Origin of the sequence: Coprobacillus sp. AF33-1AC (assembly GCF_003475785.1) — a bacterium.
GTDB lineage: Bacteria > Bacillota_I > Bacilli_A > Erysipelotrichales > Coprobacillaceae > Faecalibacillus.
In genome coordinates, this window is the sequence record NZ_QRQB01000018.1 from 32,230 (window position 1) to 51,336 (window position 19,107).

General features: G+C 29.1%; 21 protein-coding genes. 4 read left to right on the forward strand and 17 right to left on the reverse strand.

What is annotated here, in order from left to right:
* Position 1: 1 nt before the first annotated feature.
* The 6 genes from DWZ53_RS07495 to DWZ53_RS07520 form a co-directional block, all read right to left on the reverse strand.
* On the reverse strand, positions 2-745 hold the full coding sequence (locus DWZ53_RS07495; protein ID WP_118433119.1) for a copper homeostasis protein CutC: 744 nt from the start codon (positions 743-745) through the stop codon (positions 2-4).
* Between the two features lies 1 nt (position 746).
* A complete protein-coding gene (locus DWZ53_RS07500) occupies positions 747-2,072 on the reverse strand; it encodes a hypothetical protein (protein WP_118433121.1) in 1,326 nt (441 codons plus the stop codon).
* A complete protein-coding gene (locus DWZ53_RS07505) occupies positions 2,065-2,514 on the reverse strand; it encodes a GNAT family N-acetyltransferase (protein ID WP_118433123.1) in 450 nt (149 codons plus the stop codon). The genes DWZ53_RS07500 and DWZ53_RS07505 overlap by 8 nt, the downstream gene beginning before the upstream one ends.
* Positions 2,515-2,584: 70 nt before the next feature.
* Positions 2,585-3,418 carry an aldo/keto reductase gene (locus DWZ53_RS07510; protein WP_158568211.1) on the reverse strand — a complete coding sequence of 278 codons (834 nt, stop codon included), beginning with the start codon at positions 3,416-3,418 and terminating at the stop codon, positions 2,585-2,587.
* Positions 3,408-4,262 carry an aldo/keto reductase gene (locus tag DWZ53_RS07515; protein ID WP_118433127.1) on the reverse strand — a complete coding sequence of 285 codons (855 nt, stop codon included), beginning with the start codon at positions 4,260-4,262 and terminating at the stop codon, positions 3,408-3,410. The genes DWZ53_RS07510 and DWZ53_RS07515 overlap by 11 nt, the downstream gene beginning before the upstream one ends.
* 58 nt (positions 4,263-4,320) lie before the next feature.
* Positions 4,321-4,722 carry a MerR family transcriptional regulator gene (locus DWZ53_RS07520; RefSeq protein ID WP_118433129.1) on the reverse strand — a complete coding sequence of 134 codons (402 nt, stop codon included), beginning with the start codon at positions 4,720-4,722 and terminating at the stop codon, positions 4,321-4,323.
* A 76-nt stretch (positions 4,723-4,798) separates the two neighbouring features.
* Between DWZ53_RS07520 and DWZ53_RS07525 the strand changes: the two genes are divergently transcribed.
* The 3 genes from DWZ53_RS07525 (at position 4,799) to DWZ53_RS07535 (ending at position 5,932) form a co-directional block, all read left to right on the forward strand.
* Positions 4,799-5,062, forward strand: coding sequence for a DUF4177 domain-containing protein (locus tag DWZ53_RS07525; RefSeq protein ID WP_118433131.1), 264 nt, complete (start codon positions 4,799-4,801; stop codon positions 5,060-5,062).
* A 27-nt stretch (positions 5,063-5,089) separates the two neighbouring features.
* The gene (locus DWZ53_RS07530) at positions 5,090-5,401 is read left to right on the forward strand and encodes an AraC family ligand binding domain-containing protein (protein WP_118433133.1); all 312 of its coding nucleotides are present in this window, start codon (positions 5,090-5,092) and stop codon (positions 5,399-5,401) included.
* Between the two features lie 150 nt (positions 5,402-5,551).
* Positions 5,552-5,932 carry a helix-turn-helix transcriptional regulator gene (locus DWZ53_RS07535; RefSeq protein ID WP_118433135.1) on the forward strand — a complete coding sequence of 127 codons (381 nt, stop codon included), beginning with the start codon at positions 5,552-5,554 and terminating at the stop codon, positions 5,930-5,932.
* 4 nt (positions 5,933-5,936) lie between these two features.
* On the opposite strand, the gene DWZ53_RS07540 is transcribed toward DWZ53_RS07535, so the two are convergent.
* Both DWZ53_RS07540 and DWZ53_RS07545 read right to left on the reverse strand, forming a co-directional pair.
* A complete protein-coding gene (locus DWZ53_RS07540; RefSeq protein WP_118433137.1) occupies positions 5,937-6,212 on the reverse strand; it encodes a hypothetical protein in 276 nt (91 codons plus the stop codon).
* A gap of 44 nt (positions 6,213-6,256) precedes the next feature.
* Positions 6,257-7,603, reverse strand: a complete 1,347-nt coding sequence (locus DWZ53_RS07545; protein ID WP_118433139.1) for an MATE family efflux transporter — start codon at positions 7,601-7,603, stop codon at positions 6,257-6,259.
* Positions 7,604-7,673: 70 nt separating this feature from the next.
* Between DWZ53_RS07545 and DWZ53_RS07550 the strand changes: the two genes are divergently transcribed.
* Positions 7,674-8,486: a MerR family transcriptional regulator gene (locus DWZ53_RS07550; RefSeq protein ID WP_118433141.1), complete on the forward strand. Its 813-nt coding sequence runs from the start codon at positions 7,674-7,676 to the stop codon at positions 8,484-8,486.
* Positions 8,487-8,609: 123 nt separating this feature from the next.
* Here DWZ53_RS07550 and DWZ53_RS07555 read toward each other — a convergent pair whose 3' ends face one another.
* The 9 genes from DWZ53_RS07555 to DWZ53_RS07595 form a co-directional block, all read right to left on the reverse strand.
* Positions 8,610-9,233 carry an HAD family hydrolase gene (locus DWZ53_RS07555; protein WP_118433143.1) on the reverse strand — a complete coding sequence of 208 codons (624 nt, stop codon included), beginning with the start codon at positions 9,231-9,233 and terminating at the stop codon, positions 8,610-8,612.
* The gene (locus DWZ53_RS07560) at positions 9,220-10,200 is read right to left on the reverse strand and encodes an ROK family protein (protein WP_118433144.1); all 981 of its coding nucleotides are present in this window, start codon (positions 10,198-10,200) and stop codon (positions 9,220-9,222) included. The genes DWZ53_RS07555 and DWZ53_RS07560 overlap by 14 nt, the downstream gene beginning before the upstream one ends.
* 60 nt (positions 10,201-10,260) lie before the next feature.
* Complete coding sequence (locus DWZ53_RS07565; protein ID WP_118433146.1) at positions 10,261-10,512, reverse strand: DUF454 family protein; 252 nt, start codon at positions 10,510-10,512, stop codon at positions 10,261-10,263.
* A gap of 76 nt (positions 10,513-10,588) precedes the next feature.
* Complete coding sequence (locus DWZ53_RS07570; protein ID WP_118433148.1) at positions 10,589-10,987, reverse strand: C-GCAxxG-C-C family protein; 399 nt, start codon at positions 10,985-10,987, stop codon at positions 10,589-10,591.
* Between the two features lie 52 nt (positions 10,988-11,039).
* Positions 11,040-11,801, reverse strand: a complete 762-nt coding sequence (locus DWZ53_RS07575; protein ID WP_118433150.1) for a MerR family transcriptional regulator — start codon at positions 11,799-11,801, stop codon at positions 11,040-11,042.
* Positions 11,802-12,431: 630 nt separating this feature from the next.
* Positions 12,432-15,014, reverse strand: a complete 2,583-nt coding sequence (locus DWZ53_RS07580) for a DEAD/DEAH box helicase family protein (protein WP_118433152.1) — start codon at positions 15,012-15,014, stop codon at positions 12,432-12,434.
* Between the two features lie 80 nt (positions 15,015-15,094).
* On the reverse strand, positions 15,095-16,762 hold the full coding sequence (locus DWZ53_RS07585) for a recombinase family protein (protein WP_118433154.1): 1,668 nt from the start codon (positions 16,760-16,762) through the stop codon (positions 15,095-15,097).
* A 17-nt stretch (positions 16,763-16,779) separates the two neighbouring features.
* Positions 16,780-17,292, reverse strand: coding sequence for a hypothetical protein (locus tag DWZ53_RS07590; RefSeq protein WP_118433156.1), 513 nt, complete (start codon positions 17,290-17,292; stop codon positions 16,780-16,782).
* Entirely contained in the window at positions 17,292-18,842 is a 1,551-nt protein-coding gene (locus tag DWZ53_RS07595; RefSeq protein ID WP_118433158.1) for a recombinase family protein, read from the reverse strand. Before DWZ53_RS07595 ends, DWZ53_RS07590 begins: the two co-directional genes overlap by 1 nt.
* Between the last annotated feature and the right edge of the window lie 265 nt (positions 18,843-19,107).

Here is a 19,107-nt window from a genome sequence, read left to right on the forward strand (position 1 = left end):
CTTATCCTACACTTTTAACAATTTTTTTAACTAACACTTCTGAAACCATATCATAGTCATTTTCATGGGGTTGGGGCGCATAACTATAACTTACATTTTTACCACTGGTTGTTTCATCACAACACCAATCTTTACATGAACTATGTACTTGACTAATTCCTGTTTGTTCCATCATTGTTTTAGCATTAGTCGCATTGATGCCACTTCCAGCAAGAATCTCTATTTGACTGCCGTAACGTTCTTGTAATGTTTTAATCACTGCTATGCCATCCATGGCTTTTGCTTGTAATCCACTGGTTAAAACACGATTAACCCCTAATTGAATAAGCAATTCGATTGCTTGATAAGGGTCTTGAACACAATCAAAAGCACGATGAAAAACAACTTCACCATGATATAATTGAATAATAGAAACCATTTTTCGAGTTTGTCTTTCATTAATTGTCCCATCTTTATTTAAACATCCAAAAGCAATCCCATCACTACCATGTTCTAATAAAAGTTTTGCATCTTCTTTCATTACTTCAAATTCTTTATCACTATAACAGAATCCAGCTCCTCGTGGTCTTACCATTGAAATGACTTTTAAATCAGTATTCTTTTTAATTAATGTTAAAGTCGCTAAAGATGGCGTTAACCCACCTAAATACAATGCACTATTAAGTTCTATTCTTTTCGCACCACCTTTATAAGCATTCAATCCATCTTCATAACTACCACAACATATTTCTACTATTCTTTCCATCTTATTCACCTTCACTTTTTACATAAACCCATTTACCTGATAGATATTCATAAAGATTTTCTTCAGTCGCATCACTTGCTTTTTTTACTTTTACATAGACTTTACCATTTTCACTGTATGGTAGCCCAACGTAAGGACATTGATCAAAAGACTGTAACATAAAACTCTTACCACCATCATTCGTTACATAAAGTGATGTTTCTTCACTTCCTCCATGTCCTAATAAAATAAAGCCTTGATTTTCATCAATAAAATATATGCCTTTAGCTTGACCACCTTCACCATTAAATGGATCTTGATTAATTACTTCATCATTTTTATTAAAAGTATAATAACGTGTTCCTAAAGCAGCATCACTCACAACTAATTTATAAGTAATAGAATCATTATAATAAAGTGTTACTTCATCACTTTGATCAATAACCATTTCACCAGCGTTATGTTTTTCTTCAGTTTGACTTTCATTTATCATAGCCGGCTGATAAAAACAACTTACTGTATCTTGGTATTTTATTTGTAAACAATAGCCAGATACGTGTTCATATAAATGTTGCTGATCACATTGAATATACTGATCATCATTTTCATAATAATCCTCTTTATTTAATACAGCTTCTTGATAACCTACGTATTTAATACGATATGTTTGTCCTTTTAATTGATTAAGCTGTAAACTCATATGATCAATCATATTAAACATTTCATTTAATTTATCTTTTTGTTGGTAAGTTTTGTTTACTTCATTATCTATCCATACTGTCATATCTTGTCCCTTATAATCAAGTAAATAACTATGTTCATGATTATAAATGAGACCTTCAATCTTTGTAATCTTCCCCTTTTTATTAACATCGACGATAAAAGAATCACTTATATAAAGATCATCATTTATTGAAATATTTAAATCTTTAAAGATACCCTTTATCCCTGTTTTATAAAATTGTAAATGTTTCATTTCTATTTGTTTTGAAGAATTTTTTCTTTCTAGATACCATGATAAATGTCCTTGATAAGGAATCGCTGTTTGATAAGTTCGATAGCCAAAAAAACAAGTCATCACAATCATCACGCATAATTCTATAGTTAATAATGGTTTGCACTTACTTATCAGTTGATCAAAAATATGCAAATCTTTCTTTAATATAAAGTAATAAATCGTCCAAAAAAGAAACCATATTCCTTCAATCAATATTAAAGGAACAATCACCATCAGATGTCTTCTTAATCCACCATTTAAACATAATAAATAAATTTGATATAAACTAAAACAATAAATCACAATGAATAAAGGATTCAATAATACTTGAAAATATCTCTTTTTATTCATCTTTTAAACCCTTTGTAAAAATAACTTTATCATCATGATCTTTAAATCCATTTTTTTGATAAAAATGATAAGCCGGTATATCCCTTTCTGTAAACAATACAATTCCTTTTATCCCTTGTTCTTTTATTGCCTTTTCTACTTCTTTCATAAACAAAGAACCTGTTCCCTTGCCTTGATATTGATTAAGTACACCAAATTCATCTATCCAATATTCAATTCCTTCATACCAATGTTTTATTCTTCCTATACAAAAACCAACTAATTGATCTTGATCATATAAACCATAAGATAAAGAACTTTTATTATCCATTTCATCTAGTAAATAGAGTTCTAACTGTTTTAAATCATCCCATTGATCATTCCATGGTTCTACTGTAAAAACCTGATAAAAAACAGCTTGTACTTCTTTTACATTATTTGCATCTATTAATTTTATTTCCATATTATCCTCTTTTCTTTTATTATTTTATCAAAGAATAATTAAAAAAAACATATGAATTACTTCATATGTTTTACCAAGTCATCGCAAATTCAACAAATTCTGGTTGATTAGCTTTCCCTATTTGAATTTGCTTTCGATCTATCGCTTTTACTTTATTCATTTCTTCTTCAGTGAGCATAAAATCAAAAATACTGATATTTTCGATCATTCTTTGTTCATGAATTGTTTTACAAATCACGATTTGGTCACTTTGTGTTAAATAACGTAAACAAATTTGTGCAGGCGTTTTTTGATATTTTAAGGCTAATTCTTGAATGATCGGTATTTCAAACATGTCTTGGAGTTGTCCTTGACCAAGTGGTGCATAAGCAAAATGAGCAACTTGGTATTTATTTAACCATTGATGTTCTTCTTGTCTTTGACAAAGAACGTGCGTTTCAATTTGATTAACAGCAGGAACAACATGATTAAAATGGATTAAATCAATCATACGATCCATATCAAAATTAGAAATACCGATTGCTTTAATTATACCCTGATTATATAAATCTTCTAAATCACGCCAAGCTTGATAATAATGACCAAAAGGCCAATGTAATAATACTAAATCTAAATAATCTGTTTGTAAATGCTCTAAAGATTGTTTTATAACTTCCTTCGTATTTTCATAAGAAGTAAAATTGACTTTACTTACAATGAATAATTCTTTTCGTGATACGTTGCTTAATCGAATGGCTTCACCTATTTCTTTTTCATTACCATAAGCTTCTGCTGTATCAATCAAACGATAACCCTGTTTAAGTGCTTGTAAGACGCTCTCTACACATTGCTTCCCACTGATTTGAAAAGTGCCAAATCCTAATACCGGTATTTTAATACCATTATTTAAAGTTTTATATTCCATACTCATTCTCCAATCCATATACTCTTTTCATACTTTCAATTCGATAAGCACTATCTTCTATTCTACCTTGATCTAACTTAGATATAATTGTCATATCTTCTTTGCTTAATTCAAAATCAAAAACAGCTAAATTCTCTTTAATTCTCTCTTTTGAACTTGATTTAAAAATAACAATCTCATTTCTTTGTAGATGCCATCTTAAAACAATTTGTCCTACACTTCGTTGATAACGCTTAGCGATATCTTTTAAAACATCGTTTTCAAATATATTTTGCTTGCCTGATGCAAAAGGTGACCACGCTTCAACTTGGACATTCATTTTTTGATGAAAAGCTAATTCATCTTTTCTTTGCAAGAAAGGATGAATTTGAATTTGATTAATAGCTGGTTTAACTTCTTGATGATAAATAAGATCATATAAGCGATCATCAAAGAAGTTAGATACACCTATTGCTTTTATTTTTCCTTCTTTATATAAATCAGTTAAAGCACGATAAGCCCCATAATAATCCCCTAAAGGACGATGAATCAAATATAAATCAATATAATCTAATTGAAGTTTATGTAACGATTGATAAAACCCGCGTATTGCTCCTTGATAACTATTATCACTTACCCAAAGTTTTGAAGTAATAAAAAACTCTTTTCGATCAATACCACTTTCCTTAATAGCCATTCCTAAAGCTTCCTCATTTTGATAAATGGCAGCTGTATCAAACATTCTTACTCCTTGTTTAATCGCCTCTAAAATAATATTTTTACATCCTAATAAATCACTGAATCCACAAATGCCAAATCCTAAAGCCGGCATTTTTACACCATTATTTAAAGTTTTATATTCCATATGCCCTCCTCCTACAAAAAGCATAACACCCTAGAGTAACTCTAGGGCAAGACATATTTTAATATTTCTTTTTACTTGGATTTTGTTGATCAGGAATGATATGTTTTAAAATCTTTTCTTCTTTTTCAATTTTATGTTTTAAATACTGAACCCGATTTTGTGCTTGTTTCAATTCTTCATTGGCTTTGATAAGTTGATCTTGTAATATTTGTAATCTTTGTACAATGGCTTCATCGCCATCTTGCATGCACAAATCATGAAACTTTTTAATAGATTCTAATGACATGCCTAAACCTCTTAAATACTTAACTCCTCTTAGCCAATCTAAAGCCTGCTCATCAAAGACTCGATAATTATGTTGATCTCTTTTTACTTCAAATAAATTTAAATCTGTATAATAACGTACTGTATGTTCTGACATTTCTAATATCTGACATACTTCTTTAAGTGTGTAATTCATTGTTCATCCCTCATTTTTTATATAACATATTTTATCATAACTATGATAAAATATAGATAATAAAGGAGGTATTTTTATGGGATTTATGGATAAAGTCATGGAAGAATCTTCATATTCAAAAGCATCCGGCAATGATTTACAATATGTTGTTCTTCAAGTTACTTTAAAAGAAAAGTTATTTGGTACTGGCTCTGGTAATCTTGTTGAATTAGAAAATGTCATTAATGAACAAGCCAGCAAAGGCTATCGCCTACATACGATTTCTACATCAAATGGTGGTAGTAAAGGATTAGGTGGTGGAGATCGTATTCAAGCAACAATGGTATTTGAAAAAATATAGACCTTAACAGGTTTATATTTTCATGTTATGATTCAATCATTTGATTTATATTCAAAAAATCCTAACTTGAATACCGATTTCCCTATCTTAATTCTAGATGTCAATCATGATTACTGTATTCCTAAAAGATCTCATTTTCATGAACTGCACTGGCATGATGAAATCCAAATCATCTATGTATTAAAAGGTCACATTACAGTCAGTACCCTTCAACAAAATATCACTGTTCATGAAAAACAAGCTATTTTTATTAATTCCAAAGTATTGCATATCATCAAAGATAGCGTTCATGGTCATTATCGTACTTATTTGATTCCCTTAAATTGTCTTTTATTTTAAGAGGAAAAATTAAATAAACAAATCTCTTCTTTTTTAAATCAAAGTCATACTACCCTTTATTTAATAAAAGAAAAAGAAATATTAGAACTCATTTTCAAACTTCCACAATATCAAGATATTTATATCTTATGTTCCCTTATTTCTTTAATTATGTCTTTATTAATTAAAAAAGTGCCTCAAATAACTTCTTCTGTTCACTATCTTCAAGAAAGAAATATTGAACAATGTATTATTTTTATTCATCAACACTATCAAGAAGATTTAAGTTTAGCTGATATCGCCTCTTTTTGTCATTTAAGTATTGGCTATTTAGGAAAAATATTTAAATCATCTTTAAGTGTTTCTCCTTATGAATATCTCATTCAATATCGTATCAATCAAAGCCTAACATTACTTGCTCATCCTCAAAATAATATTACTGAAGTAGCCTTACAAGTAGGCTTTAATAGCGTGAGTCCTTATATTCAAGCCTTTAAAAAATATATTCATATTACCCCTAAACAATATCAAAAGGAACTATTCAAACAATAGTTCCTTATTCTTTATTTAAACTTTCTTCTAATTCTTCAATTTTTTTCTTTAATTCATCTATTTCTTGAACAAGTGGTTTACTTTGTTCATCAAACACATCACTTTGTGTTAAAACTTGGTAATACAATTTACCTAATTCAATATACTTTTGATCCAAATCTGCTTCTGTACTTTTAATACTCACTTTAGTTTTAGCAGTTCCTGCTAACTCAGAAGATTTTTCAATTGTTTTCTCTGTTAACTTGGCTGCTTTTTTTGTTAAATCATCAAATAATGCCATAACCTTTCCTCCTTATATTATTAAGATATTTTATCACAATATCACTATTTAGCCAATTGAAAATAATTAACCTCACTCTTTTTAATAAAGTAACGATAATGAAAATACATTGATAATATAAATGTTAATAATTCAGCTACCGGTATAGCTAACCATGTTCCAGTTAAAGCAAAGATGGCAGATAAGATAATGAGTGAACTACCTGTAAATACTAATGTTCGGCAAAAAGAAATGATTGCTGAAATCTTTCCATTAGATAAAGCAGTAAAAAATCCTGATGTTGTAATATTAATTCCACTAAAAAGAAAATTAAATGCAAAAATTTTAAAACCTTCTACAGTTAATTGATAAGTTTGGGGGACTTGGGTAAACACTCCAACAAGCTCGCGTAGCGATGCAAAAGCAATCATTGTAATCACAAACGAAGAACATGCAACAAAAATAAATGACACCTTATAAATATGTTTCAATTCTTTTTTATCTTTAGCACCATATTTATAACCAACAACCGGACTAATTCCCATTGAAAATCCTAAATAAAATGCATTAAATAAAAATTCAGCATATAACAAAATCGTAATCGCAGCTACTCCGTTTTCTCCTGCTAATCTCATTAAAACAATATTAAACAAGAAAGTCATAATCGCATTAGATAACTGGGTTACCATTTCTGACGAACCGTTATAACACGCCTCAATAATCACTTTAATATCAAATTTGAATTTTACAAAATATAACTGATCTTTATTAAAAATAAAAAGAATCAAACCAGTGATTGCAGGAATCATTTGTCCTAAACCAGTAGCTAAAGCTGCTCCTGATATACCTAAATGTAACTTAGCAATAAAAATATAATCTAAAACAACATTTGTAATACCCGCAAATATAGATAGATTTAATCCTAAAGAGGGTCTATTGGCAGCAACAAAATAACACTGAAATAATGCCTGTAACATCGCTGCTGGCGCAAAATACATCATTGTCGATAAATACTCATTACATTGTGGCAATAGTTTTTGATTAGCCCCTAATAATAAAGAAATAGGCGTTAAAAACAATTGTGTCATCACCATTAAAATAAAACTAATGATTAAACCTAAAACCACAAATTGAGTTAAACACTCTCTTGCAGTTTGTTCATTTTGTTCTCCTAATTTTCTAGAGATAATCGCCGTTCCACCTGAGGCTAGCATCGTCGCAATCGCTGTAGCTAAACTAATAACAGGGTAAACGATATTAAGTGAAGAAAGAGCTGAACTTCCTAAAAATCGAGAAATAAAAATTCCATCTACGATTGTATATAAAGACATAAAAACCATCATTAAAATCGAAGGAAAAGCAATTTTAAAAAGTTTATATGTCGTAACTTGATTATAAATTGACTTATTCATACATTCCTCCTTGACATCCTCAAGCATATACTATAGGGTTACCCTATAGTCAAGAGGAGAAAGTAAAAAAATGAAACATAATAACTATATGACAACCGGTGAACTTGCAAAAATCATGGGTATTACAAAACATACTCTCTTTCATTATGATGATATCGGTCTTTTTAAACCACAAATGAAAGATGAAAAAGGGTATCGCTTTTATTCTGTAGAACAAATGGAAACTTTAGATACGATTCTTGTTTTAAAAGATTTAGACATCCCTTTAAACGATATTAAAAAATTAATGAAGAATCGTAATCATGATCATATCGTTGAGATTTTAAATAATCATCAACATCAAATTCAAAATCAAATCCAAAAATTAAATAAAATGAATCATTGGATTGAACAAAAAAAGAAAAGTATTCTTACTTCTTGCCAAGAAGATTTCTCTAACATCACTATTAAACACTATCCTTCACGTTACTATCTTTATAACACGATATCTGACGACTCTAATCAAAATTTTTACAAAGCTACCAATGAATTAATTACTCACTTTGTCCAACGTCATCCTTACCATTTCTATCAAGTTGCTTATATACAATATGATCAAGACTTTCAAAATAATGATTTTGATATTTATAATAATGTTTCTTTATTACTTTATGATCCTCCTCAAGAACAAAACTATAAAATTTTACCAGAAGGTCAATATCTTGTTGCCTATCATAAAGGAAATTGGAAAAATATTAAACAAACAATTCAAAAATTACTAGACTACAAAAAAGCTCATCACCTTATCTGTGATGAACTTTATGTTGAACATTATGTTGTTGATCATCTATTAGTACAAGATCCACGTGATTATATTACTGAAATATCAGTAAGAATCATTTAGATATCATGTATTATCACAGTTGAGTTGTATAACTTAACATATCAATAACACTAATTCCTACCATTCTTTCTATGTCTAATGGTGTGATATAAAATTTATAAATGTGTATTTCGATTTATATTATTAAATAAGTTTTAATATATCTAAAGGATGTTCAAATACATAATCACAATGAGAAAGATTACCAATGACACTTCCCCATTTAGCATACCCAAAATCAATACCAGCATTCATAGAAGCTTGTTGATCAGATAAAGCATCACCTATATAAATAGCTTCTTCAGGTAAAATATTTAATCTTTTTATACATTCTAATAATGGTTCTGGATCAGGTTTATGTTTTGTTGTATCATCAGCTAAGACAGCTGTTTCCATATATTGGTCTATTCCTTTGGAAACCACATCTATTTGATATTGTTTTAATGTTTTAGCAGAAACAATTGCTTGTTTTATTTTTTGATTGTTAAGGATTTCAAATACTTCATTAAAGCCCTCATATAAAGTAGCTCCTTCTTCATATTCGTTTACATATTGAACCCATCTTGCATAAGTTTTTTCTTTATCCTTAATATTTAATTCTTCCATGACTTTCATACCTGGATAAGGGGCAAATTTTAAAACCTGTTCAAAAGTCCAATCTTCTCCTGTTTCTTCTTTAATAATTTTCATTAATGGATACATATTCATATTAAGCGTATTTAATACTGTTCCATCTAAATCATAAATAAACGCTTTATATTTTTTCATTATTTTCTATCCTTTCCTTCATTAAATTAACTACCCCTGTATATAACAATCCTTCAAATAACATTTCTTGATAATCACCGTCATAACAAATAACATGATGTCCTAAATAATTCTTTAACCTTTCATCTATTTTTTCTTTTTGATATGTAAATTGATGATGAATAGAAATATCTATAAGTTGAGGATCAAACATCGTTATAATCATCTCTAAAATAAAATAAACATACTGATTAAATTCATCTTGTGATTGGCATTGCCTTATCAATTGATTTAAAGTTATACCTTGTTTATGTATTAACCCCATTTCTCCTGACAAACCATTTTTCCCATAAAGAGGACCATCATGTTCAAAATAAGATCCTCCTATTCCTACTTCATTAATGTGAACATAATAACTATGATTTAATTGATGATGAAAATAACGCCCTTGATGCATCATCTTAACATCATTTTGTAAGTAAACCGGTATTTTCAATTTATCTTTTAAATCTTTAATCCAGGTATGGTTTTCTATTTGATTATGATGATCAGTAATATACATATATCCCTTAATAATCCCTTCAACCCCTATGCATACACAATGAGGATTATATTGATGAACTGTCTTTTCAATAAGAACTGTAAGATCCTGATTTTTATCATAAAGAATTTCTTCTTTAACAACAATTTCATTAATGTATCTTAATTCAAGGTCAATCATGTCATGTTTAATATATAAACATAAAATATGATATTGATCTTGATTTAAAGCAAAACGGGTTGGACATCTTCCTCCACTAGATTGATCATTACCTATTTCCATAATTGCTTGACTATCTTGAAGATATCGAACCATATTTCGTATACTAGGCTGTGATAAATTTAATCGTGAAGATAATTCATTCATTGTTGAACTTTGATGTAAATAAATATCTTTGATAATAGCGTATAAATGTTGTTTCTTGATTTGTTTTAAAGCATTTGTCATAGCATCACCTTTACTTTTATTATAGTATAATAAAAGTAAAAAATAAAGAAAATCATGAAGTTATACACCTAATAATTTTCTTAAAAATGAATGTTTTTCTACATACTTTTTACAATGTTTTTGATAAAGGCGATGAGAAAAAAGCCAATTCCTTAGTTTACTAGAAGAACGTGTTAAACAAATCGCTCCAGCAAGCAAAAAGGGAATTTGCGGTATAACCGGTAACATTAATCCAATTAATCCTAGTATAATGAAAATAACACCTAATATAAACAAAACAGTTTTATAAACTACTTTTATTGTTTTAGCCATATCCTTTACTCCTTGATTTCATCATAACAAATCATTATGAATGAAACGTGAACAAAAAAAGATTGGCTAACCAATCTTATTTGTATTTTTCTTCTAATTGATCAATTAATTCAATGGCTTCCTTAATCATGGCATCACAGTGTACTTTTTTAATACCACCTTTTTTGGCATTAGCTCTTAATAAGTCACTACAATTAACCATTCCATCATGATTATTCGCTATTGCATTTTTAAATTCACCAACAATTTTAGGAGAATCTAAACCTTTTGCCCCTAAAACCATAATTCCTCCAGTGATGGCACCACACACACTACCACACTTCATACCACCGCCAAAGTTACAAGCTAACTTTGCTGCTAAATCTTCATCTAATCCTAATTCACTGGCATAAGTTCTCATAATAGCTTGTGCACAGTTATTGACCATGGGCGTTGCATTTCTTAATGCCATTGCTTTTTCTACATGTTTATTCATATTATTACCTTCCTTATATCTAAATAAAATCATAACACAAGTATAATTTTAATCAATCACAATGCTTATTTATTAAATAATTTTCTCTAGGATTATCTAAATGATATTGTTTAGCCCATTTTCTAAAATTCCTATTAATATAATTGTTTAATGCTACTAAATCTCTTTTTTCTAAATAAATATTCATTAAATTTAAAGGATCTTCTATCTTTATATTTTTTTCTTTAATGATTTCCATCATTGAAACCACTTGTTCGTTATTCATAATTTGAAAACTATAAGTATGTAATGCTATCACAATATCTAAATCTACATAATAATTCATAAATACTGATATCAAACCTCGGGCATGACCTATCGCACTGGACATGGATAATTTAAAATATTGAATATCTTGATAAGGAATCATAACATCATGATATTTGATAACTTCTTGATTAAAAAACAAATAATCTGTTGTATCTTTATCTTCTTGGTCTTGACTAAGTGATACTTTAACTTTTCTTCTTTTAATAAACTCATTTATTTTTTTATCTATATCCTCTAATTTGAGATGCTGTTGTTTTATGAGTTCTTTTTTATCTTTTAAAACATCAGCTACAGATAGTTCTTCATTAAGAATTTGTTTAATTTCATTAATTGAAATATCCATTGATCTAAGTAATAGTATATATTTCAATCTTGTTATGTCATCGTAGCTATAATGACGATAATTATTATGATCTCTACCCGGTTTAAGTAATCCTTCATTTTCATAATAAATAAGTGTTTTTTTAGTCACATTATATTTTTGTTCTATTTCATGTACTATCATGTTTATCCCACCTTTTATCTCATTATAACACTATGACCTGAGGATATAGTCAAGATGAAATCACAACAATTTTTATCATATTTCTTGATGATATTAAAAATACAACTAAGCCACGCTAAACTATTTATTGTATAATTTTTTGAACCTTTATAAAAACAATATAAAATACATTTTATTTCCCCGGCAATTTTCGACATATTTATTTTTACCTAAATTAAATAAATTTGCGTCATTAGGTTACTCTGTATCAAAACTAAAAACCCATGATTACACGTTTCATTCACATGTATTTCATAGGTTTTCATTATTTATATCAACGAAATTTCATACTTTCGTAATTGACTTGAATTTAAGAGTCAATAAAGATATCATTACATATATTATTACCTTTTCAAAAAGCGACTCAATATCATATATAAGATTCTCACAATTTACTTTTTCCGTACATATTACATCGCATATTTAATTTTTAAACAAGATTAGTATATCATGTTTGAAAAGTACAAACAATAAAATAGAAAATATAAAATTCACATAAATTTACATATTATTGGCTAATTAAAACAATTATTTTTCTACTTAAAAAGGCATATATTTTCTATATACCTTTATAATATTTATTTTTACCTTTTATATTTCAGCTAACTTTTTCTTTGTTAATAATTCAATAAAGTCAGACATTAAAAGTTTTTGTGTTTGTAAATTTTCATATAAATCATTTCTCCAACCGTAATCTCCATTTTCGTTAAAAGTATTGTATTCCTTTCTAATGACTGCAATATAACTATTAACAAAACTCATAAAGTCACTTTTATGCATATAATATATGCCATCTGCAAATTGTCGTGCTTTCTCTTCTATTTCTTTAGAAGTAGTAACAAATATAGTTAAAATCTTAGCATTTGGAGATAAACCATCTACATTTCTCTTTATCCATATATGGTGAGTTCCTGCTTCCCTTACATCCTCAATTGGTATTTTCTTATCTGTTTTATAAATCTTATCTTCAAAAACAACAACCATATCTAGATTTATAATCCAATACGGATCAGGAGCTCCTTGACTATCATCATTCTTTGAAAAGCATCCCAGTAATTTACCAAATTCTTCTTGTCCTTTTTCAAATTTTTTACCATCTTCTGAATTTAAATCGCCTAATATTTTTTCAATATATCTTTCGAATTTTTGTGGAGAACTGTATTTTTGTAATTTATTTTCAATGCCATCTATCACATCTTCAAAATAATCTTCTGTATTAGTAGTATTACTTTCCCCAGAAAATAATTTCATTGATAGAGTATTTAACCATTTTAATGGAACATTTAGTCCAGCCGCTTCTTCAAAACTTCTTTTTGAAATACTACCATATTGTTGTGCCCCTTGTTTATATAAATAATATTGCAAACAACCTTTAATATATATCCAATAGCATTTATATCCTTTTAATTTAGGTGATGTTAAAGTACTAATAATAGTATTCAATTGTTCAATTGCCTTAATATAATTATTAGTCCAAATATAACTTTGATAATTTACTTCAAATTTAGCAACAGCATTTAATTGATCATAACATGAGCTATATGGATTTTTGATTTCATCTTCCATATATTCATTTCTTCTTTCAATTATTGCTTCATTTGCATCCTGCCACTCAGGACTTTTTTGATCTAAAAATAACTTTACATTTGTTATAATATCTGTAATCGTTTTATACCCCTCAGATGTTTCTAATCCAAATGATAATTCTGCTCTTAACTCAGCTGGATATTGCATTTGTTTTTCTTCTTTTGTAAATTCATTCATAATTGATTTTCCAAAAACACATATTACTGCATAATCATTAGCATTTCTTGTGCATCGCCCAAATGCCTGAATAATACGAGTTTTAATTCTTTCAGTATATATTGTAGCAGCAGACATTTTAGATACTAAAAAATTTTCCTGTAAATTCATTAACTTTGGAATTCGGTATACAAATAATAATCGACTTGAGTCATCAGGAAAATCAATTCCTTCAAACCTATTAGCTAAAATTACTGATGAATTTTCTGATTTTAAAAATACATCCTTATTGCTTTCTAATTCACCTGCATCAAATACATCTGTATTACATATTTCTTTTAAGTTTTCTGCAAATTTTCTCTCAACGCTTTTATTTGGTACAAGAAATACACTTTTTTTCATCAATAACTGTAATTCAGGTATTATTTTTTTCTTTTCTGATTTTTCCATAGCTAAATCAGGAAAAATAAATAATTTTCTACCTATACTTCTTTGATCCCAATTATCAATCATTGGTAATTTTTTTATTTTAGAAATTCCTGTTATTCTTTCTAATTCACCACTTTTCCCTAAAGTTGCAGACATCAGTATCCTTTGCTTTGCATTAGAAAATGCATTATGAAACATTGTTGGAGGTATCCATGGTCTAATTTGAATTTGTTTATTACTTATATAAATATTACAATCTTTTAAATTTTCAGCAATATTCATATATGCAAATTTTCTTTCATCATTAATATTTATTTGTAAAATACTATTTATCTCAGATATTCTCTCAATTAAAAGTGGCATTGGAACTAAATTACACCAATTTTCAGGGCATATACTGGTTTCATCTGCCGTTAAATTTATATAATCATTTTCACTTAAAATAGTTTTAAGAATTGCTGCTATTTGCTCAAATGCTATATCATTTTTCGATATATTTACCGTCCAATTAGAAATAATATAGTCTTCACTCGAATGAACATCATCCATAATTATAATGTCCACTTCATCGAAACGTGAATTGGTTGCAAAAAAAGAACTATACGTCGTAACACCTATCGCTTCTCCTGAACTATATTGTACCCAATCACTGATATTATAATCTTTTTGTCTTCCACAAAAAGCAATTGCATTTATTCCATATTTTTTATTTGCCTGTTCAACCACCTGCTTTACTAATTGATTAGTTGTACATAAAAACAAAACTGTCTCGTGTTTCATTTTTCTTCTATATTCACCAATCAATAGTCCAATTAATGTTTTTCCACTACCAGTGGGAAGCTCCAATGCAACATTATTTGTATTTAATTCTTTCATATATTCATTAATCATATTTGATTGATAATCTAATGGTCCTAGAATTGTTTTTGCCTTGTTATCTTGATACATAGCTTGAGGTGTATCGTATGAAATTCTTTCTCTTCTTTTATATAGAAACGCCATAATTTTTCCTCCTCTATGTATCTATTATACCATTTAAAAATCAATCAACAAGGTTTCAATTCATCTAATAATTGTTATATCTATTTTAATATTTCTAAAGAAATCTCACATTTTTGATCATCTATTGTTTCTATTTCGATCTTGTCTTTCTTTACAACAATTCTATCAATAAAAACTGCAAGATTTTCTTGTGTCATAACAGTATGTTCATTGCTATTTTTTTCTAACGTTTTTAATAGTTTTTCCTGTCTGCCTTGCTTTAATGCATTGTATTTGTCATCAAGCTTTTTCAGTTCTTTTTTAAGCATTTGTTTGGTTTGATAACATTGTGCCAAGTGTTCCTCAATTTGACTTTCGTCTTGAACGCCTCTGGCAACAAGTAACATTCCTTTATCTAATAATTCATTTATTTGTGAATTCACATTTTCTAATTCACAATTCAGTTTTTGTTTCTTTTCAACAATATCTTTTGGATTCAAATATTCCGATAATTCTTTAGCAAGTTCAAGTCGTGTTTTTTCTTTTGATTTGGTTTTTCCATTGATCAATGATGTTAAAGCATCCAGTAATGGTTTTTCTTTTAAAGTCACACTGTTGGGACAGATTGCATTTCCATTCTTCAACCTGTTTGAACATCTCCATACAGGTTCTTTTTCCTTATTTCTTTTTGTCCAGACAGCCCTTCTATATAAGGCGCCACACTCTGAACAGATGATTTTGTTACTTAAAGGATTTTTTGATGAATAGCGATTCTGATGATGACTTTCCACAACTTCTTTTTCATCATTTGATTTCATGTTCCTTTTTGTTCTTTCTACTTGAGCTGCTTTGAATACTTCTTTAGTCACAATCGCAGGATGACTGTTTTCCACAAAGTACATTTTCTTCTGACCTTCATTTTTATACCGTTTCTTATGAAGAAAGTCTATGCTGAATGTCTTCTTTAAAAGAGCATCCCCACTGTACTTTTCATTTTGCAGCATCCTGCCAATTGTTCCTGAATCCCATTTTGTACTCCCGTTCTTCTTGGGGACTTTGTTTTCCGTCAGGTACCTTGCTATTTTACTTTCGCTCATACCTGAAAGATATTTAGAAAAGATCTCTCGAACAACTTTTGCTTCTTCTTCAATAATATCAAGTGTTCCTCTGTTTGACTTATAGCCATACATATTGGCAGCATAAACCTTTCCTTTTTCAAACTGCCTTTGATATCCCCACTTGATACTTTCGCTTTTATCTTCACTGCTTTGTTGGGCAACACTTGAAAGGATCGTCAGCAACATCTCATTTGCTTCCAGACTGTGAACATTCTCCACTTCAAAGTAAACATCAACATTGTATTCCTTGAGGATTCTCAAATACATCAGTGAATCAACTGTGTTCCTTGCAAATCGTGTAATACTTTTAGTAATGATCATATCTAATTTTCCTGCTCGAGCATCATCAATCATACGCATAAAATCTGATCTTTTATTGGTTGATGTACCCGTTATTCCTTCATCTGAATAAATGGCAACAAGTTCCCAGTTTTCATGACTGCCTATGTAGTTTTCATAATATTCACACTGTGTTTCATAACTCAGTTCCTGTTCGTCAGAATCTGTTGAAACTCTGCAGTATGCTCCAACTCTTATTTCCCTGTTTTGCCTGTCATTGTATGATGGCTGAAACTTCTTTCTTGGAGCAATCACTTTAACCTTCGGTGCAGTTGTTTCATGTTCTTTGTCATCTCTGATAATATAGTTCACAATCTTACCTCCTTTCCTTAATAATTAATAAAAAGTTCAAGACCATTATTGAAAATACTCAGTATTCCTGTTTCATATACCTCAATCTTTTCAATAATATTCTTGAATTCACATTTTTCTATATTGCTTTTTAACTTCACATTTTCATATTCCTGTGAATTTTGCTGATTCAGATAGTCACAGATAAAGTTCTTGTAGTCACTTTCTGTATTCACATTTTGAAGTGCATTTCTGTTTAGTATTTCAAAATACTGTTCACTTGATTCACTGTTCCATCCTTGTATGTATTTGTCTTTCATATTGATAACTTCTTCCAGCAACAAATTCACATTCTTGACCAGAACACTTTCTTCAATTCGATATTTCTGATCTTCACTTACATAGAAGCATTCATTTTTTCGAGATCCATTCTTATCTCTTTTACCTCTGTAGATTTTTCTTTTTAAAGGAACGCTGTCAATTCCCCAAAAAACCTTGTTTTTAAAAAACTGCTGTATCATTCTATTTTCTTTTGCCTTTTCTTTATCCATTAGAACTGTTTCCTTTCTACTTTTAACTTAAGATCGTTTTTCAATGTGAACTGGATATCCAATGTTCCCACTTCAATCGAATCAACTAAAGTATTGAAGATTTCTTCATCCAGTGAAGTAATTTCTTTTGCTGATTCCAGACATTCAATGATGATCTGTGTCTGTATCACTTCAAATCTCTGATAGATTTTTTCATTGAGTTTGCACTTTTGCATTTCAAAAACTGATTTGTCTACCAGCAACTCGTTATGCTTTTTCTTATAATCTTCCAGACTTATAAGATCTTTCTGATAATATCGAACAAGTGTATTGATAGAACTGCTTACTTTTTTAAGTTCACGATTAACGAGATCAAGTTCACATTTGTCATCGTCATTTGTCGTAAAATTCACAATATGTTTTTTATAGGCTTCCAAAACATGAATATTTTCTTTGAGCTTATAAAAGATTTTTAAAAATGCATCTTCTATTTCATCCGTTCCAATCATTTTTACTTCACATTTCTTTGCTGAAGTAACATGATTACTGCAACTCCAATATTCTTTATTCCTCAACACCCTTCTTTTAAAAGTTCCACCACAATGTTCACATTTTATTTTTGATGTCAGCAGATATTCTCTGTTTCCATCCGTCTGGTTTTTGTTGAACTTCAACTTGTTGTTCACAAGTTTTTCATTTGCCTTTTCAAAAAGTTCACGATCAATGATTTTTGGAAACACATCGTAAACATAATACTGTGCAAGTTCACCTTTATTTGTGACTAACTTATAAGGAAAGACATCAGGTGAATATCTTTTTTGAAGAAGCATGTCTCCACAATATCTTTCATTTTTAAGCATTGATGAAACTGTGGACTGTGACCACTTTTTCTTTTTGGAATAATGTTTATTCAGATAATCTACAAGTTTTGTTACTGAAAAATCTTTATTCACATATTTATTAAAGATATCTTCAACGATTTTTGCTTCAACTTCTATGATTTTTACTTCACCATCTATTCTTTGATATCCATATGGCAGTTTTGGTTGATTGTATCTTCCTTCTTTTGCTCTTGTACGAAATGCCCATTTCTGTGCATTTGAAATTGCTTTTGATTCAATTTCGGCACAGGCAGCATAAACAGCAAGCATCATTTCACTTCCCATTTTTGCTGTATCAATTTTTTCTGTCATAAAATAAACGGAGACACCTATTGATTTCAGCTCTCTTACTACTGAAAGTGTCTCCGTTATATTTCGTGCAAATCGACTGATCGATTTAGTAATTATTCTATTTATAAGACCTTTTCGACAGTCTTCAATCATTTGAAGAAAACCATCTCTCTTGTCCATTCTTGTTCCAGTTATTCCTTCATCTGTATAGAGCTTAACCAGTTTCGAATTTTCAAGACTGTTGACAAAGGATTCATAGAAATCAACCTGATTTTTATATGAATTAAGCTGATCTTCACTGTCTGAACTGACTCTCGCATAACAGCCAATAAGATTGATTCTATTTACAAATCTTTCCAGTGGTTCGATAATGTGTACTTGTTTTTGAGCTTGAGCCATTCTAAAAATCCCCTTTCTTATCACCACACACAGTACCACAACTCTTTCGAACTATCCATGACATTATTCACTTTATTTTGTGAATTTAAAAATGATATTTGACAAGTGGATTACATTCTTCTTCATACTTTTTCAGAACTTTATTGGCAACATTTTTAGTGATCTTTTTATAGGTGACAAGTTTCTTCAGGCATGTATATATGTAATAGTAATCAAAGTGGATAGGTTACACTTTATTGGACAATTCTAAAGAGAACTGTTTATA

What these genes read in the sequence shown, in the direction of transcription:
- DWZ53_RS07515 (WP_118433127.1), bottom strand. Translation starts at nt 4,262, where the DNA reads ATGGAATATAAAACTTTAAATAATGGTGTAAAAATGCCGGCTTTAGGA.
- DWZ53_RS07575 (WP_118433150.1), bottom strand. Translation starts at nt 11,801, where the DNA reads ATGATAGTACATGAAATAGAACAAAAATATAATGTGACTAAAAAAACA.
- DWZ53_RS07510 (WP_158568211.1), bottom strand. Translation starts at nt 3,418, where the DNA reads ATGGAATATAAAACTTTAAATAATGGTATTAAAATACCGGTATTAGGA.
- DWZ53_RS07590 (WP_118433156.1), bottom strand. Translation starts at nt 17,292, where the DNA reads ATGGATAAAGAAAAGGCAAAAGAAAATAGAATGATACAGCAGTTTTTT.
- DWZ53_RS07560 (WP_118433144.1), bottom strand. Translation starts at nt 10,200, where the DNA reads ATGACAAATGCTTTAAAACAAATCAAGAAACAACATTTATACGCTATT.
- DWZ53_RS07545 (WP_118433139.1), bottom strand. Translation starts at nt 7,603, where the DNA reads ATGAATAAGTCAATTTATAATCAAGTTACGACATATAAACTTTTTAAA.
- DWZ53_RS07525 (WP_118433131.1), top strand. Translation starts at nt 4,799, where the DNA reads ATGGGATTTATGGATAAAGTCATGGAAGAATCTTCATATTCAAAAGCA.
- DWZ53_RS07495 (WP_118433119.1), bottom strand. Translation starts at nt 745, where the DNA reads ATGGAAAGAATAGTAGAAATATGTTGTGGTAGTTATGAAGATGGATTG.
- DWZ53_RS07570 (WP_118433148.1), bottom strand. Translation starts at nt 10,987, where the DNA reads ATGAATAAACATGTAGAAAAAGCAATGGCATTAAGAAATGCAACGCCC.
- DWZ53_RS07550 (WP_118433141.1), top strand. Translation starts at nt 7,674, where the DNA reads ATGAAACATAATAACTATATGACAACCGGTGAACTTGCAAAAATCATG.
- DWZ53_RS07530 (WP_118433133.1), top strand. Translation starts at nt 5,090, where the DNA reads ATGATTCAATCATTTGATTTATATTCAAAAAATCCTAACTTGAATACC.
- DWZ53_RS07520 (WP_118433129.1), bottom strand. Translation starts at nt 4,722, where the DNA reads ATGAATTACACACTTAAAGAAGTATGTCAGATATTAGAAATGTCAGAA.
- DWZ53_RS07505 (WP_118433123.1), bottom strand. Translation starts at nt 2,514, where the DNA reads ATGGAAATAAAATTAATAGATGCAAATAATGTAAAAGAAGTACAAGCT.
- DWZ53_RS07540 (WP_118433137.1), bottom strand. Translation starts at nt 6,212, where the DNA reads ATGGCATTATTTGATGATTTAACAAAAAAAGCAGCCAAGTTAACAGAG.
- DWZ53_RS07595 (WP_118433158.1), bottom strand. Translation starts at nt 18,842, where the DNA reads ATGGCTCAAGCTCAAAAACAAGTACACATTATCGAACCACTGGAAAGA.
- DWZ53_RS07555 (WP_118433143.1), bottom strand. Translation starts at nt 9,233, where the DNA reads ATGAAAAAATATAAAGCGTTTATTTATGATTTAGATGGAACAGTATTA.
- DWZ53_RS07535 (WP_118433135.1), top strand. Translation starts at nt 5,552, where the DNA reads ATGTCTTTATTAATTAAAAAAGTGCCTCAAATAACTTCTTCTGTTCAC.
- DWZ53_RS07565 (WP_118433146.1), bottom strand. Translation starts at nt 10,512, where the DNA reads ATGGCTAAAACAATAAAAGTAGTTTATAAAACTGTTTTGTTTATATTA.
- DWZ53_RS07500 (WP_118433121.1), bottom strand. Translation starts at nt 2,072, where the DNA reads ATGAATAAAAAGAGATATTTTCAAGTATTATTGAATCCTTTATTCATT.
- DWZ53_RS07580 (WP_118433152.1), bottom strand. Translation starts at nt 15,014, where the DNA reads ATGGCGTTTCTATATAAAAGAAGAGAAAGAATTTCATACGATACACCT.